Source organism: Mesorhizobium sp. CNPSo 4689 (assembly GCF_057784325.1).
Genome location: NZ_JBWLUZ010000062.1, coordinates 1 through 15,338, shown reverse-complemented (window position 1 = coordinate 15,338; position 15,338 = coordinate 1). Strand labels below are relative to the sequence as shown.

The following is a 15,338-nucleotide window of genomic DNA, read 5'->3' as shown; positions in this document are numbered from 1 at the left end:
CGGCGAGCCTAACCTGATCAGAGTATGCGATCAGGACCGGGATCAACCGGCAAGCTGGCGGTGCAATATGGATGCCAGGATTTGCTTCCCGGAATGGGACACAGGAGCTGTGCTCGGCGTGACCTTGCACATAGTGATAAACCGAGAATTCGCTCAGTCTGCCAAGCCTGGGCTATGGTAGTGAACTACAGCGCCGAAACGCGAGATTCGACTCCGGCTCATCCGACTTGAGGGCAGCCGAACACCGCCGTTTTGCCAAGTTAGCAGCGACGCAAACCCGGTCTATAATTCGCCAGCCGGCGAACTACCTCTCCGTTTTCCGGTTAGGCCAGCGGCCGAACTCGCCCCCCAGCCCCGGCCGCTGGGCCGCCGTCTCCGTTTGGGTCGACGCACTACTATGAAGGATTCGCCAAGCAGTTGCGCCCGGTATAGGATGCCTTTGTCGTCCGAACCCAACCGAGGCAAGCGGACGCTTGAAAGAGCAGATCACGCTTTCGCCATCTTGCTCGAAGATTCATCGGGCAACGTCATCGAGCTATTCGAGTTCAAGAAGGACTGAGCCTGACAGGTCCCATCGCCAGGCCGCAGTAACGGCACCGGAGCGCCGTCGACCAGTGCCTCGAAGCGAGCGATGGCCGCGCCTTCTCCGGCGCCAGAACGAGAGGGCCGCGCCCGTCGCGCAGCTCAACAAGACCCGTCACCGCCTTCACCAACCGCCGTCGATGGCGATGTTCTGGCCGCTGATCATGTCGGAGGCCGGCGAGACGAGAAACAACACGAGATCGGCAACGTGATGCGGCTCGATGCGTTTCTTGAGGCCTTGGTTCTCGAGAATCCAGCCGTTGTAGTGTTCGAGCCGGTCACCGAAGACGCGCGCCTCCGCCTCGGAAACGACCGCGCCCGGCGACACGGCATTGACCCTGACGCCATGCGGTCCGAGTTCGCGGGCCAGCGATTTGGTCAGGCCAAGCATCGCGCCCTTCGACGCGACATAGGGCACATAGCCATCCCAACGGCCATTGAGCGTGATAGAGCAGAAGTTGACGATCTTGCCATAGGCCTTCGCTTTCATGCCCGGCGCACAGGCGCGCGTCAGCGCAAAGGCGGCCGAGGAATTGACGCGAACCTGATCCTCATATTCGGCCAGCGAGAACTCCTCGAACGGTCGGTTGATGATAAGGGCAGCGTTGTTGATCAAGATATCGATCCCGCCTTCCCTGGCCGCCAGCGCCGCCACAGTCGCCTCGGCCTCGGCAAGCCGGTTGAGATCGCAGCCGACGAAGGAGATGTGGCCCTTGGCCTGCCGGGCGAGTACGGCGACGGTCTCCGGCCCGTCCGCGATGTCGGGGCGGTCGAGCACCAGCACGCGCGCGCCGGCCTGCGCCAGCGTCACCGCCTGGGCCCGGCCGAGTGAACCAAGGCCGCCGGTCAAGAGCACGACGCGATCGCTAAGAACCTTCATCGCCGCCACCTTTTACAGAACGCCGTGGACTTCATCGATTGAGGTGTCCTCGATGCGCTTGTCCAGCACGACCTCGCCGCGCGCCATCGCCACCACGCGGTCACAGCATTCGAAGACATGGTGCATGTTGTGGCTGATGAAGACGCCGGTGACGCCCTGTTCCTTCAGGCCGCGCACGAAGCCGATCACCTTCCTGGTCTCCTTGACCGAAAGGTGGTTGGTCGGCTCATCGAGGATCATCACCTTGGATTTGAAATGCATGGCCCGCGCGATGGCGACGCCCTGCCGCTGGCCGCCGGAGAGCTCGCCGACGAGCGCGTCGGGCGAACGCAAATGCAGGTCGACATTGGCGATGGCTCGAACACTTTCGCTGGCCATCTTCTTCTGGTCGAGGATGCCGACGCCGAGGACGGAAAACCGCGTCGGCTCGCGGCCGATGAACAAGTTCCTGGCGATCGACATGGTCGGCACCATGGAATTGTACTGGTAGATCGTCTCGATGCCGAGATCCATCGCGTCGCGCGGCGTCGCGATGCTGACCGGCCTTCCCTCGACCTGGATTTCGCCCTGGTCGGCGCGGTGGACGCCGGAGAGGATGTTGATCAAGGTGGATTTGCCGGCGCCGTTGTCGCCGACCAGGCCCAGCGCCTCGCCGCGCCTGAAGTCGAGCGTCACCCCCTTCAGCGCCTGGACGCCGGAATACCATTTGTGGAGGTTGCGGACGGAGATGATCGCGTCGGCCATCGCTCAGCCTTCCATCTTGATGGCCTTGGCGCGCTTGCGCATCCAAGCATTGGCGACGACGGCGAAAATGGTCAGGAAGCCTATGGCGAACTTGAACCAGTTGGCGTCGACATGGCTGAGGACAAGGCCGTTGTCGATGACGCGGATGAGCGTCGTGCCGATGATGCCGCCCATGACGGTGCCTATGCCACCGGCGAGCGACGCACCGCCGATGACGGCAGACGCCACTGCCTGCAGTTCCATCCCCTCCCCGATCGAAGGCAAAGGCGAGCCCAGCCGCAGCACCTGCAGCATACCTGCGAAGCCGGACAACATCGAACACAGCATGAAGCAGACGATCTTGACCCTGGCTGTCGGGATGCCCATCGAGGCGGCGGCCGGCAGGAATCCGCCGGTGGCCTTGATCCAATTGCCGAAATTGGTGCGCGACAGCATCAGCGAGGTCAGCACGGCAATGCCGGCAAACCACAGGAACGACATACGGAACATGTTGCCCGGCCCGACGAAGGAGGTGAACAACCAAGTCGGCAGGTCCGCGGGAAGCAGCGGCGGGAAGCCGCCCGAGACGACCACGGTGAGCGAGCGCGCCATGAACAGCATGCCGAGCGTTGTGATGAAGCTCGGTATGGCGAAGCGGATGGTGATGTAGCCATTGACGAAACCGACCACGGCGCAGACCAGCAGTCCGGCCAGCAAGGCAAGCGGAAACGGCGCGCCGTGCACCATCAGGATCGCCATCGTCATCGGCATCAGCGCAAACACCGATCCGACCGAGAGGTCGAACTCGCCGCTGATCATCAGGATGGTGACGCCGATGGCGACGAGGCCGGCCTCCGGCAGGATGCCGAGGATGCCGCGCAGATTGTCCTGGTTGAGGAACACACCTTGCGAGCGGATCTGGAACACGATGATCAGTAGCACCAGCAGGATCAGGCCGGCGAGTTCCGGTTTTTCGAGATAGGTCTTGAACAGGCGCTTCAAATGCACGCTCCAGGATTTCGAACTTCTCTTTATGCATCATGCATCGGCGGCGCTGAGCGCCGCCAATGCGAAGCCGCTCATTCGGACCACGCTATCAGCGCATCCCCTGGGCGGAGAGCGCCATGATCGCGTCGGCCTCCTTCGGCCGCACGATGCCCTGACCGGTGTCGATGTCGGAAGGTGCCAGGCCGATCTTCTTGTTGAGATAGGCCTCCATCACCGGCATGAAGCCCTGCATGTATGGCTGCTGGTCGACCAGCGCCTGCACATAGCCCTTCTGCATCTGCTGTAGCACCTCGGGCACCAGGTCGAAGCCGCCGAGCAGGACCTTGCCTGGTGCTACGCCGCGATCCTGCAGCACGCGCGCGACGCCGGCGCACCAGAAGCCGGTGTCGAAATAGGCGGTGGTGTCAGGATGGGCGTTGAGATAGGCGCCGACGCGGTCGGAGGTGATGGCAAGGTCGGTGCCGCTGTCGATGCGTTCCCACGACACGTCGCGGTCGGCATGCGCGGCCTTGTATTCCTCAAGGTACTGCATCACGCCGGCGCCTCGACTCTCGGACCAGTTCTGGCCGGGTGCCGAGATGCCGACCAGCACCTTGATCGGGCCATCCTTGGGGAAGCTTTCGGAAATGGCCTTGGCAAGCGAATAGCCCGCCGGCTTGAAGCCCTGTCCGACGAAGGCCTGCCGTGCATTGCCTTTGGCGCCTTCGGTATCGTCGACATTGACGGCGATCACCAGCACGCCGGCATCGCGCGCCTCCTTGATGACGTCATCGAAGGCATGATCGTCGACGATCGAGGTCAGCAACGCATCAGGCTTGGCGGCAAGGGCTGCGCGCATGTTGGCGACCTGCTGCTCAATGGAGCCCTCGGTCTGGGTGAAGACCATGTTGCAGCTTGCCTCGACCTTGGCGCAGCCGTCGTCAAAGCCCTTCTTGACGGCCTGCCAAAAGGTGTTCGAGGCCGACGAGTGGTGCGTGAAGACGATGTTGAGGCCATCGGCTCGCGCGGCCGTCTGCGCGCCGAAAAGGGCTGCGCCGAGCAGAAGTGTTGCGGTCAGTTTTCTCATCTCAATTCCTCCCTTTGGATTTCTCAAATGTCCGCCTTGTCGGAGACGCGGCGCTGGACGGTGTAGGCCTTCCCAAGATCCGGGTTGAGCGCCAGCCCCAGCCCCGGCCCTGGCGGCACGGTGATCATGCCGTTCTTCACTTCAGGCAGCGCCGTAACCAAGTCTCGGTACCAGGTGCGGTAGAAGGCACGCACGCTTTCCTGGACAAGCGCGTTGGGCGCATTGAGCGACAGATGCGTCGAGGCGGCGAGCACGACCGGACCGGTGCAGTCATGCGGCGCCACCGGCAGCCGCCAGGCTTCGGCCATGGCGGCGATTTTGCGCGCTTCCGAGAGGCCGCCGCACCAGGAAATGTCGAGCATGACGATGCCCGCCGCCCCGGTTTCGAGCAGGTCGCGGAAGGCCCAGCGGCTGCCCAGCGTCTCGGACGCCGAGATCGGCGCGGGGCTGACCGCCTCGTAGCGTTTCAGGTCGCCGAGGCTGTCCATGCGAATCGGGTCCTCGTGCCAATAGGTGGCAAAAGGTTTCAGTGCGCCGGCGATCTTCATGGCCGGCAGGAGCTGCCACATCGAATGGAACTCGACCATGATATCGATCTTGTCGCCGACGGCTTTGCGAATCTTCTCGAAGGGTTGCAGCGCGGACTTCAAGTCCGCCGCCGAGATGTCGTTGCCACGCGTCCTTTCGGCGGCGTGATCGAACGGCCAAATTTTCATGGCGGTGATGCCGTCCTCGAGCAGCTCTTGCGCCAATTCGCCGGCGCGGGTGAGGAAGCCGTTGAGGTCGTCATACTCGCGCCCGACGCCGATGCCATAGTTGGCTGTCGTCTGGCCCTTGGCGTCCTTGATGTATTCGGTGCCAGCGCAGGTGTTGTAGGTGCGGATGGAGCGGCGGCTGAAGCCGCCCAGAAGCTGCGCGATCGGCTGGCCTGTGACTTTGCCGAAAATGTCCCATAGCGCGATGTCGAACGCGGAATTGCCGCGCACCTCGGCGCCGCTGGAGCGGAAGCCGAGATAGCCGACCAGGTCGGCGGCGAGCAGATCGATCTGAAGTGGATCGCGGCCGATCACCCTCGGCGCGACGTATTCATGCAGATACTCCTCGACGGTGCGCGACAAGTAGAACGTCTCGCCGAGCCCGGTGATGCCCTCGTCGGTATGGACCTCGACCCAGAGCAGGTTGGGCCGCTCCTCGATACGAATGGTCTCTATCGCGGTGATCTTCATGTCAGGCAATTCCCGCATCGAGCAGCGCTTTGACGCTCTTGTCGAAATGCAGCGCCATGTGCTCGGCGGCGAGCCGCGGATCGCCCATGACGATCGCCTCGGCTATGTCCTCGTGCCCCTTGATCATCTTCAGTTGGTCTTCGTCGGAGGAGCGGGTCCGCCAGCCGATGACCCAGGTGCGGCGCGTGACCCCGCTGAAGGCGGTGACGATCAGCGAGAAGACCGGGTTGTGCGAAGCAGCCGCGATCGCCTCGTGAAAGGCGATGTCGTGCTCCATGACGATCTCGGGGTTCTTGAAATTCTCACGCATCAGCCTGGCGGATTGTATGATCGCGGCGGCTTCCGTATCGGTGCGACGCAAGGCGGCGAGCGCCACTGTGCGCATCTCGATCGTGCGCCTGACATCATAGACCTGATGGACGCTGATCTGCTGCGTGGTGATGCCATGCTCGATCACCATCGACATGGCACCGGTGTCGAGCTTGGCAACGGTGGCGCGGCGTCCAGCGCTCATGTCGATCAGGCGCATTGCCGAAAGCGATCGGAACGCCTCGCGCACGACGGTTCGCGAGACATTGAGGTGGCGCGTCATGGCCGCTTCGCTGGGCAGCGGATCGCCCGGCGCAAGCCCCTCCGAGCGGATGTGCTGGGTGATCGCCTGGATAGCCGTGCTCACAAGGCCGGGGCTAGGCTCGCCCGCTGTCTCCGTCGGATCCTGCATGTCGCTCCCTAAGAACTTGTATGACATGTTGCTATCAAATTGTTCATAATTCAGAGGAAAGATATATGTCAAGAAAGTTTTGGATGGCCTAGCCTGGAGGAACCGCATGGACGATATGAACGCCGGCCTGGTCTTCGATGCGCGCGACGTCGTCGGCGAGAGCCTGATCTGGGACGATCGCCGCAACCGGCTGGTCTGGATCGACATTATCGGCCGCAGGATCCATAGGCTGGATCCGCTGACCTTGGCTCACGAATCCTGGGAGACGCCCGATCTGGTCTCCTCGATCGGCCTGCGCGCCGACGGTGGTGCCATTGTCGGCCTCAGGAACGAGATTGCCTTGTGGGACTTCGGCGGGCCGTTCCGAACGATCACGACGATCGAGCCGGATAGGCCCGGCATTCGGCTGAATGAGGGCGTCGTCGCGCCCGATGGCTCGTTCTGGGTCGGCACGATGGCCAACAACATCGGACCGGATGACGCGCCCGTCGCCATCACGCAGGAAGCCGGGCAGCTGTTTCGAGTTGGCCCCGGTGGCGACGTTACGAGCTTATCCGAAGACCACTTTGGCATCACCAACACCATGGTCTGGACGCAGGACGGGCGCTTCATCACCGCGGACACGACGAAAAACGCGATCTACAGCTATGCGTGGAGGGGCGGCTCTTCTCAGCTCGATGACCGACGGCTGCTTTTCGGCGGCTTCCAGCGGGGCCTACCTGACGGCTCCTGCATGGATGCAGAAGGCTACATCTGGAACTGCCGCGTCATGGGCGGCGGCTGCCTTGCCCGCATCGCGCCCGACGGCCGGTTGGACCGGATCGTCGAACTGCCCTGCTCCTGGCCGACGAGCTGCACCTTCGGCGGTGCCGATCTCGACACGCTGTTCGTCACCTCCGCGCGCTTTACGATGACTGCGGAGCACCTTGAGACGCACCCGCACGAAGGCGGACTCTTTGCGCTACGACCTGGGGGACTAGGCGCATGGAGCAACCGCTTCGGTTAGGCTTCCGCGATGCAGCCGCGGGGGCATGCGGTGGAAACACTTCGAGCGGACATGCTCTGGCAACAATTTGGCCGCAAGACGCAACAGAGCATCAACCGCGCCGCGCCGCCTCGATCGCGGCGACATCGATTTTCTTCATGGTCATTATGGCGTCAAACGCGCGCTTTGCTTCGTCGCCGCCTGCCGCCAAGGCGTCAGTCAGTACGCGCGGAGCGATTTGCCAGGAAATCCCCACGTGTCTTTGCACCAGCCGCACTCGCTCTCCTGGCCGCCGTTGCCGACGATTGCATTCCAGTAGCGGTCGGTCTCGTTTGCCCGCACGGCCGGCGAAATGCGACACGAAGCCGGCGCAACCCTGATGTCGCCCTTGACTTGCTCATATTAATCAGAATAAATCATACATAATGCCGTGAAAAAAGCGGTATATCTGGGAGGACCAATGAAAATCACGGCCATCAAGGCGCTGGTCTGCAATGCCGAAATGCGCAACTGGGTTTTCGTTCGGGTCGAAACCGACGAACCTGGTCTGTTTGGCTGGGGTGAGGCGACGCTGGAATGGAAGACGCGCGCCGTCGTTGGCGCGCTGCAGGACCTTGAGGCACTGCTCGTCGGGCAAGATCCGCGCAATGTAGAACAGTGCTACCAGATCCTGACGCGCCACGGCTTCTGGCGTCTTGGCGTCGAGGGAATGTCAGCCGTCAGCGGCATCGAGATCGCGCTCTGGGATATACTGGGCAAATCGCTGGGCGTCCCAGTCTGGCGCCTTCTGGGCGGCCAGGTCCGCGACTACCTGCGCACCTACACGCATCTTGGCCTCGGCGACATGAAGGCGGTTTATGAGAGCGGGTCTGCCGACACGATCGTCGAACGCGGACGCATCGTCACGCAGGCTGGCTACGACGCGGTCAAGGTCGTCTGCATTCCCTACACCCACTACGTCTCGCCCGCAAAGGCGGTGGATTCGGTTGCCAACATGGTCGGATCGCTGCGCGAAGCCGTCGGTCCCGATATCGACATCATGGTCGATTTTCACGGACGCCCGGCCTCCGTCAACGCGGCGATGGACTATCTCAAGGCGATCGAGCCGGCCCGCATCATGTTCGCCGAAGAACCGGTGCCGCCCGAAGATGTCGCCGGCCTGGCGCATATCACCGCGCGATCGACGGTGCCGATCGCGTCCGGCGAGCGGCTAATCGGGCGCCGCGAATTCACCCACTCGATCGCGGCGCGCGCCTTCAACATTGCCCAGCCCGATATCTGCCACACCGGCGGCCTGCTCGAGACCAAGAAGATCGCGGCCCTGGCGGAAACGGCGGGCATCGGCCTTGCGCCGCACAACCCGCTCGGCCCGATCGCCGGCGTCGCCGCGCTTCACTTCGGCATATCGACGCCGAACGTCATCATCCAGGAGGAGATGTCCGGCGCGGTCGCCTGGTACGACGACGTCGTGACCTGGCCGATCCAGCGCAAACCGGGCCGCTGGGACGTGCCCGAACTGCCGGGACTTGGCGTCACCGTCAACGAGGATGTCATAGCGCGCCACCCCTTCAAGCAGGAAGTGCTCCACGCCCGCAATGCCGTCATGCCCGATGGCTCCGTGGTCGATTGGTGAGCGCCATGACAGGCAGGCTTCAGGGAAAGATCGCAATCGTCACCGGCGCCGGCCAGGGCATCGGCGCCGCCACCGCCCGGGCATTTGCAGCGCATGGCGCAAAGACCGTGCTTGCCGAACTGAATGCTGCAACCGGCAAGGCAATTGCCGACGAACTGCGCGCCCAAGGCGCCGATGCGCTTTTTGTCGAGACTGATGTCACCGACACAGCGGCGGTCGCCGACATGGTGGCGAAGACGATCGCGGCCTATGGCGGCGTTGACGTTCTCGTCAACAATGCCGGCGCCAACGTCTTCCACGAGCCGTTGCTGATGCCCGACGAGGAATGGGACCGCTGTCTCAAGCTCGACCTCCAGGCCGCGTGGTTCTGCGCCAGGGCGGTTCTGCCGACGATGCTGGCGAACGGCTCTGGGTCGATCGTCAACGTAGCGAGCTGCCACGCTTTCAAGATCATTCCTCACACATTCCCCTATCCGGTCGCCAAGCATGCTCTTGTCGGCCTGACCCGCTCGCTCGCCATCGAATATGCGGCGCGCGGCATCCGCGTAAACGCGATCGCTCCCGGTTATGTCGAGACGCCGATCGCGGAAGCCTACTGGAACACGTTTCCAGACCCCGCCGAGGAGAAGCGGCGGGCCTACGACCTTCATCCGCCCAAGCGCATTGGCCGGCCGGACGAAGTTGCAATGACGGCGGTTTTCCTCGCTTCCGACGAAGCGCCGTTCATCAATGCCGAGACGATCACCATCGATGGTGGACGCTCGGTTCTCTACCACGACTGACAACCACCAGCTCAGGGAGGACCACCATGAAAACCACGACAAAGGCTTTGGCGACATTTGCGGTACTGGCTGCCGGATTGATGGCTGGCGCGGCAAGCGCCGACGACATCAAGATCGGCTACATTAACAAGATGGGCGACCATCCATGGTTCGTCGCCGAAGTCGGCGGCGCCAAGAAAGCGGCTGAGGCGGCCGGCGCCACCTTCGTGTCGCAGGACGTGCAGTTCGACGCCAATCTGACGATCACCACCTTCGATACGATGGTCGGCGACGGCGTCAAGGGCATCGCGATCGTCGTTCCCGACAAGGCGCTGGGACCGGTCATCGCGGAGAAGGCCAAGGCCGCGAAAATCCCCCTGGTGGCGGTCGACGACGACATCTACTATCAGGACGGCACCCAGGTCCCCTATGTTGGCATGAATGCGTACAACATCGGTGCGCGGGTGGGCGAAGAGCTGGCCAAGCTCTACAAGGCCGACGGTTGGGCGGGCAAAGAAGTGCGCATCGCCTCGATCGAGGACCGCAAGGCGGATACCTGCATGCAGCGCAACAAGGGCGCCGAAGAAGCGTTTCTGAAGGCGGTGCCCGACTTCAAGGCTGGCAACATCGTTCGCGTCCCCTACGACAACACGATGGTCAACGCCATCGACGTGATGACCACCACGTTGACCGCCAATCCCAGCGTGACGAACTGGATATTCTATTCATGCAACGATGACGGCGTGCTGGGTGGCGCGCGGGCGCTGGAGAACGCTGGCTATACGGCGGACCAGGGCATGGGGATCGGCATTGACGGCAGCCGCGCCTGCGATGCCTTCGGATCGGGCAAGCCCTCGGCATTCCGTGGTACGATGTGGCTCAATTCGGAAAATCACGGCGCGCTGGCGGTGAAGATCCTACTGGCCTCGATCAAGGATGGAACGAAGCTGCCGGTTCAGTCCTTCACCGACCCGGAATACATCACCGCCGACAACTTTGCCTCGGACTACAAGGCCAAGCTCTGCAAGTGAACCGGACATGCGTCATGCGCCCCAAAGGCGCATGACCCTCTTCAGTGCACGGATCGATCCCAGGGAGTGAGCTTTGACGCAACCGGAATTCTTCTCGCTCGACAAGATATCGAAGCGCTTCGGCGTCGTGCAGGCGCTCGAGAGCGTCTCGATTGCTTTCCGGCCAGGCGAGGTGCTCGCTCTGGTCGGCGAGAACGGCGCCGGCAAATCGACCATGATGCGCATTCTTGAGGGCGTATTCGGGCCCGACAGCGGCACCGTGCGGCACGGTTCCACGCCGATCGTTTTCGGCGAACCGCGCGACAGCCACCGGGTGGGCATTCGCGTCATCCATCAGGAGCCGGAGATCGTTCCCAACCTGACAGTGGCCGAGAACATTTTCGTCGGCGAACTGCCGCGGCTCGCAGGCGTCCTGCTCGACTGGCGCAAGCTCGAGGAGCAGACCGACCGGGTGCTTGCGACCTTCGGCATGCAGCAGGACATGCGACCGCGGCAACTGTGCAGCACGCTCGGTCCGGCGCAACGCCAGATGATCGAGATCATGCGCGCCATCCGTGCCGGCGGCCGGCTGATCGCGTTCGACGAACCGACCTCGTCACTGACCGACGACGAAGCGCGCCGCCTGTTTTCCGTCATCCGCCGGCTGCGCGAGGAGGGCACGTCGGTCATCTACATCTCGCACCGGCTGAACGAGATCATCGACCTTGCCGACCGCATCGTCGTTTTGCGCGACGGCAAGCTGGTCGACGATTCGCCGGCGGCCGGCGCCAGCGAACAGACCATCGCCAAGCTGATGGTCGGCCGCGACATTGCCGACTTGTTCACCCGCGAGACGTGGCGGTCGGGAGAGCCGTTGCTGGACGTGGCGGGCTTGACCACTGACCGCGTCAGCGATGTCAGTCTCAGGGTTCGTCGCGGCGAAGTGCTCGGCATTGCTGGCCTCATGGGCGCGGGCCGGTCCGAACTGGCAAAGGCGATTGTCGGCTATGATCGGCGCCTCGCTGGAAGCATAGCCATGAACGGCGTGTCCGTTCTCCCCAACAGCCCGCATGCGGCGATCGTGGCAGGCATTGGTTTTGCCCCGGAGGACCGCAAACACGAGGCGCTGCTTTTGTTCCGAAGCATTCTCGACAACGCCGCGCTTTGCGTGCCCGACAAGACGTCGACCTTCGGCTTCTTCAACCGGCGCAAGGCGCTGGAGATTGTCTCGCCGCTGGCAGCCAAGATGTCGATCAAGGCACCCAACCTCGACGAACAGGTTTCGAAACTGTCGGGTGGCAACCAGCAGAAGGTCGTTCTGGCGCGCTGGCTTGCCCGGCAACCGATGCTGCTCATCCTCGACGAACCCACCCGCGGCATCGACATCGGCGCCAAGGCGGAAATCTATCGGCTGATCGATGAACTCGCGGCAAGCGGCATCGGCATCATCCTTATCTCTTCGGAAATGCCGGAACTGATCGGCCTCGCCGACAGGGTTCTGGTCATGGCAGGAGGCCGGATCACGGCCGAACTTTCCCGCCCCGACATCGACGAAGCGACGATTCTCAAGCACGCTATGCCGCAATCCGTACCATCGCTCGGAGAACACATCCAATGAACAGCCTCCAGCTTCGCGCATCGAAAGTGCAAACAGACGCGAGGGGCGCTTCCTCGCGCGTTGTGGAGCGTGTTGGCGTTCACAACATCAGCCTTCTGGTTGCGCTCGCCATTCTCGTTCTTATCTTCGGTTCGCTGCGCGGCGATGTGTTCTTCTCCAGCCGAAACCTGCTCAACATCGGCCTCGGCATCACCATCCTCGGCGTGCTGGCGATGAGCCAGACCGTGGTCATTGTCGCCGGCGGTCTTGATATCGCCGTCGGTGCAATCGTGGGTCTGACCACCGTGTCGACGGCTATGGCCATCCAGTCGACCGGGTCGCCCGCGGCGGGCATCCTTGCCGGCTTGGTGCTTGGCGGGCTTGCCGGCCTCGTCAACGGCATCATCATCACCTACGGGCGGGTCAACGCTGTAATTGCGACGCTCGGCACGATGGCGATTTTTCGCGGCATCGCCTTCATCATGTCCGATGGCCAATCGATCGCCATCTTCAGCGACACTTTCCGGTTCATAGGGATCGGACGAATCCTCGGCCTGCCGCTGCTGATCTGGATTCTTGTGCTGACGGCGATCGTTTTCCACCTCTTCCTGGCGCGCTCGATCGTCGGCCGCAACATCTATGCGCTGGGCGGCAATCCCGTTGTCGCCCGCTTCTCCGGCATCAACATCAACCGCTACCGCGTCGGTATCTACATCATGAGTGGCGTTGCCGCCGGATTGGCAGGGATTCTGCTGGCTGCCCGCACCGGTTCGGGTCAGCCCGTGTCGGGATCCCAGGGCCTGGAACTCGAGGCTATCACGGCTGCCGTGCTGGGTGGCTGTGCCTTGCAGGGCGGCAAGGGAACGATTGTCGGCGCACTGCTCGGCGTCGCCATCATTGGCGTGCTCAACAACGGAATGATACTGACGTCCGTGCCAACATTCTATCAATTGCTTGCCAAGGGCTCGCTCCTGATACTGGCTGTCGTAATTGCCGAGTATCACTTGAACAGGACATGACGATGGACGCGGCCGCCGCTTCGATTGATCAAGGCAAGCAGGAGCTTTCTGCTGGGGACAGCGGCACGTCGTCGCTCAAGGATCGCATCGCCCGCGATCTCGGACAGCGTATCCTTGCAGGCACATATGCACAGAACGAGGTCCTGCCGACGGAAGCCGAACTGTGCGTCATCTACGGCGCCAGCCGCACCGCGCTTCGCGATGCGCTGCTGACACTCTCGGCCAAAGGGCTGATCGAGGCGCGCAAGCGGGCAGGGACCCGTGTGCGTGTGTCGAGCGAATGGAACAGGCTGGATGCGCAGGTTCTCGAATGGATGCGCGATATCGAGCCTGATCTCGATTTCGTCCGCGGCTTGATCGAGGCGCGGCTGGTCATCGAGCCGGCTGCCGCCCAGCTTGCGGCGAAGATGGCGACCTCGGGCGATCTCGCGGTGATCGAAGCGGCCTATGAGGCCATGCGCATCGCGCCGGAGGACGATCTGGCCGCCTGTCTCGACGCCGACGTCCGCTTTCATACGGCCATCCTTCGCGCCAGCCGCAACCCGGTCTTCGCCAATCTCGGCAACATGCTTGCGGCAGCACTCAATTTCTCCTTCCGATTGACCACATCGGCCACCGCCAACTATCAGCAGACACTCAGCGCCCATGGCGACGTGCTGGAGGCAATTCGCATGCGCAGGGTCGACGAGGCCCACGACCAGATGAAAGCGCTGATCGGCATCGCGTCGAATGACCTTCTAGCTGTAGCCCGCAAGGGCCGCCATCAACAGCCGGCCCCCGCTGCCCCAGTCGATAACATCTGAGTTTGATGATCGAGACCATTGAAATTCGAAATGGGGATTTGTCCGCCGAAATCGTCCCGTCGCTCGGTGCAGGCCTGGCGCGGTTCGACTACGGGCGCGTGCCGCTGTTCAGGCCATGGCCGGACGGCGGCAGCAAAAACCCGTTCGATCTTGCCTGCAACCTGCTTGTGCCCTGGTCAAATCGCATCTCGGGCGGCGGCTTCATCTTCAATGCCACATTCCACGAACTGCTCCCCAATGTCGCGGGCGAGCCTTTTCCCATTCACGGCAATGGATTTTCGAGCGAATGGAACGTCGACAGCCTGGCGCCGGACCAAGCGCGTCTGTCGCTCGTCAGCAACGGACCTGGCCCCTACCGGTATCGCGCCGAGGTGGGCTACGCGCTGACCGGACAGGCGCTCGAACTGAACCTTCTGATCGCCAATCGAGCGCCGGTCAGCTTGCCGTTCGGGCTAGGCATCCATCCGTGGTTCCCGAGAACGGCGCTGACCACGCTTCATGCCCCGGCGTTACAGGTTTGCCTGGAACTGCCCAACCATCTCCCCGACAGGTTCGAGGATGTCAGAACCCGTCCCGATTGGGATTTCCGCACGCCGACCGCCTTGCCAGGCGGATGGATAAACAATGCCTTTGCCGGCTGGGACGGTGCCGCTTCCATATGTTGGCCAGAGCGCAATTGCGGCCTCAGGATCGAAGCGTCCCCGCCCTTGAATTTCTACCTGGTCTATTCGCCATCGGCAGCAAGCGACTTCTTCTGTTTCGAGCCGGTGAGCCATGTCGTGGACGCCCACAACTGTGGTTCGATCGACATCTGGAACGGATTGTCGGTGCTTAGCCCTGGCGAGAGCTTGGTGGCCGGTTGCAGGTTCGCTGTCATGTAGAGCGACCACTCACCCACAGAACCAAAAACTAGGCGCCTCGGAAGGCTCGGTCGCGATCTGCAGGCACGACCGGACCCAACGGACCATCGCACACTATGCCCGCTCGCGTGCGAACCTGACGTGATCCACGCTGAAGCAATTTCCAACTCCGGCGCAACCACGACCTTTAGCTTCGGCGGCGGCGATGTCTTCTGTGGATGGCTCCCGTATTGCAAGAGGTAATTCGTTGTTCTGGCGCATTGGTCGGGTGCAGTCTTCTGTCCGGCCTGTTCATGCAGCCGTTCGAAGCTGCTAGCCCTGATGGGGTCGGCGAACAAGGTCCCAATCTGCTTTGCAGGCTATGATGCCTCCGACATCGCATGGGTTATCCCTGTTCCCGGCCTGACCGGTCTCGCCATCACATCGCGTCGCTCTTACAACCTCATAGAGCCGATTGATCGGCT

The 15,338-nt window shown here is 62.6% G+C and carries 14 protein-coding genes and 1 pseudogene; 8 read left to right on the top strand and 7 right to left on the bottom strand.

All coding sequences use genetic code 11. The features are described from left to right. Positions 1-706 precede the first annotated feature (706 nt). The 6 genes from AC04SI_RS32120 to AC04SI_RS32095 all read right to left on the bottom strand — a co-directional run bounded on the left by AC04SI_RS32120 (position 707) and on the right by AC04SI_RS32095 (position 6,206). Positions 707-1,462, bottom strand: coding sequence for an SDR family oxidoreductase (locus tag AC04SI_RS32120; RefSeq protein WP_404284906.1), 756 nt, complete (start codon positions 1,460-1,462; stop codon positions 707-709). A gap of 12 nt (positions 1,463-1,474) precedes the next feature. Continuing rightward, entirely contained in the window at positions 1,475-2,206 is a 732-nt protein-coding gene (locus AC04SI_RS32115; protein ID WP_404284904.1) for an ATP-binding cassette domain-containing protein, read from the bottom strand. 3 nt (positions 2,207-2,209) lie between these two features. Further along, complete coding sequence (locus AC04SI_RS32110; RefSeq protein WP_404284902.1) at positions 2,210-3,187, bottom strand: ABC transporter permease; 978 nt, start codon at positions 3,185-3,187, stop codon at positions 2,210-2,212. Positions 3,188-3,281: 94 nt separating this feature from the next. Further along, positions 3,282-4,259 carry a sugar ABC transporter substrate-binding protein gene (locus tag AC04SI_RS32105; RefSeq protein WP_404284901.1) on the bottom strand — a complete coding sequence of 326 codons (978 nt, stop codon included), beginning with the start codon at positions 4,257-4,259 and terminating at the stop codon, positions 3,282-3,284. Positions 4,260-4,282: 23 nt separating this feature from the next. Further along, on the bottom strand, positions 4,283-5,485 hold the full coding sequence (locus AC04SI_RS32100; protein ID WP_404284899.1) for a mandelate racemase/muconate lactonizing enzyme family protein: 1,203 nt from the start codon (positions 5,483-5,485) through the stop codon (positions 4,283-4,285). A gap of 1 nt (position 5,486) precedes the next feature. Then, positions 5,487-6,206 (bottom strand): FadR/GntR family transcriptional regulator, encoded by a 720-nt coding sequence (locus AC04SI_RS32095; protein ID WP_404284897.1) that lies wholly within the window; start codon positions 6,204-6,206, stop codon positions 5,487-5,489. A gap of 106 nt (positions 6,207-6,312) precedes the next feature. Between AC04SI_RS32095 and AC04SI_RS32090 the strand changes: the two genes are divergently transcribed. Then, positions 6,313-7,212 carry an SMP-30/gluconolactonase/LRE family protein gene (locus AC04SI_RS32090; RefSeq protein ID WP_404284895.1) on the top strand — a complete coding sequence of 300 codons (900 nt, stop codon included), beginning with the start codon at positions 6,313-6,315 and terminating at the stop codon, positions 7,210-7,212. Between the two features lie 91 nt (positions 7,213-7,303). Here the strand turns inward: AC04SI_RS32090 and AC04SI_RS32085 are convergent. Next, positions 7,304-7,521 (bottom strand): annotated as a pseudogene (locus tag AC04SI_RS32085) (VOC family protein); the annotation flags it as partial. A 130-nt stretch (positions 7,522-7,651) separates the two neighbouring features. Here AC04SI_RS32085 and dgoD point away from each other — a divergent pair. The 7 genes from dgoD to AC04SI_RS32050 all read left to right on the top strand — a co-directional run bounded on the left by dgoD (position 7,652) and on the right by AC04SI_RS32050 (position 14,895). Continuing rightward, complete coding sequence (dgoD, locus tag AC04SI_RS32080; protein WP_404284893.1) at positions 7,652-8,824, top strand: galactonate dehydratase; 1,173 nt, start codon at positions 7,652-7,654, stop codon at positions 8,822-8,824. 5 nt (positions 8,825-8,829) lie between these two features. Then, positions 8,830-9,606 (top strand): SDR family oxidoreductase, encoded by a 777-nt coding sequence (locus AC04SI_RS32075; protein WP_404284891.1) that lies wholly within the window; start codon positions 8,830-8,832, stop codon positions 9,604-9,606. 26 nt (positions 9,607-9,632) lie between these two features. Continuing rightward, the gene (locus tag AC04SI_RS32070) at positions 9,633-10,616 is read left to right on the top strand and encodes a substrate-binding domain-containing protein (protein WP_404284889.1); all 984 of its coding nucleotides are present in this window, start codon (positions 9,633-9,635) and stop codon (positions 10,614-10,616) included. 73 nt (positions 10,617-10,689) lie between these two features. Further along, positions 10,690-12,213 (top strand): sugar ABC transporter ATP-binding protein, encoded by a 1,524-nt coding sequence (locus AC04SI_RS32065; RefSeq protein WP_404284887.1) that lies wholly within the window; start codon positions 10,690-10,692, stop codon positions 12,211-12,213. Further along, positions 12,210-13,211 (top strand): ABC transporter permease, encoded by a 1,002-nt coding sequence (locus AC04SI_RS32060; RefSeq protein ID WP_404284885.1) that lies wholly within the window; start codon positions 12,210-12,212, stop codon positions 13,209-13,211. Before AC04SI_RS32065 ends, AC04SI_RS32060 begins: the two co-directional genes overlap by 4 nt. Positions 13,212-13,213: 2 nt before the next feature. Continuing rightward, the gene (locus tag AC04SI_RS32055; protein WP_404284883.1) at positions 13,214-14,014 is read left to right on the top strand and encodes a FadR/GntR family transcriptional regulator; all 801 of its coding nucleotides are present in this window, start codon (positions 13,214-13,216) and stop codon (positions 14,012-14,014) included. 5 nt (positions 14,015-14,019) lie between these two features. After that, positions 14,020-14,895 (top strand): aldose 1-epimerase, encoded by an 876-nt coding sequence (locus AC04SI_RS32050; protein ID WP_488475621.1) that lies wholly within the window; start codon positions 14,020-14,022, stop codon positions 14,893-14,895. Positions 14,896-15,338: the final 443 nt, after the last annotated feature.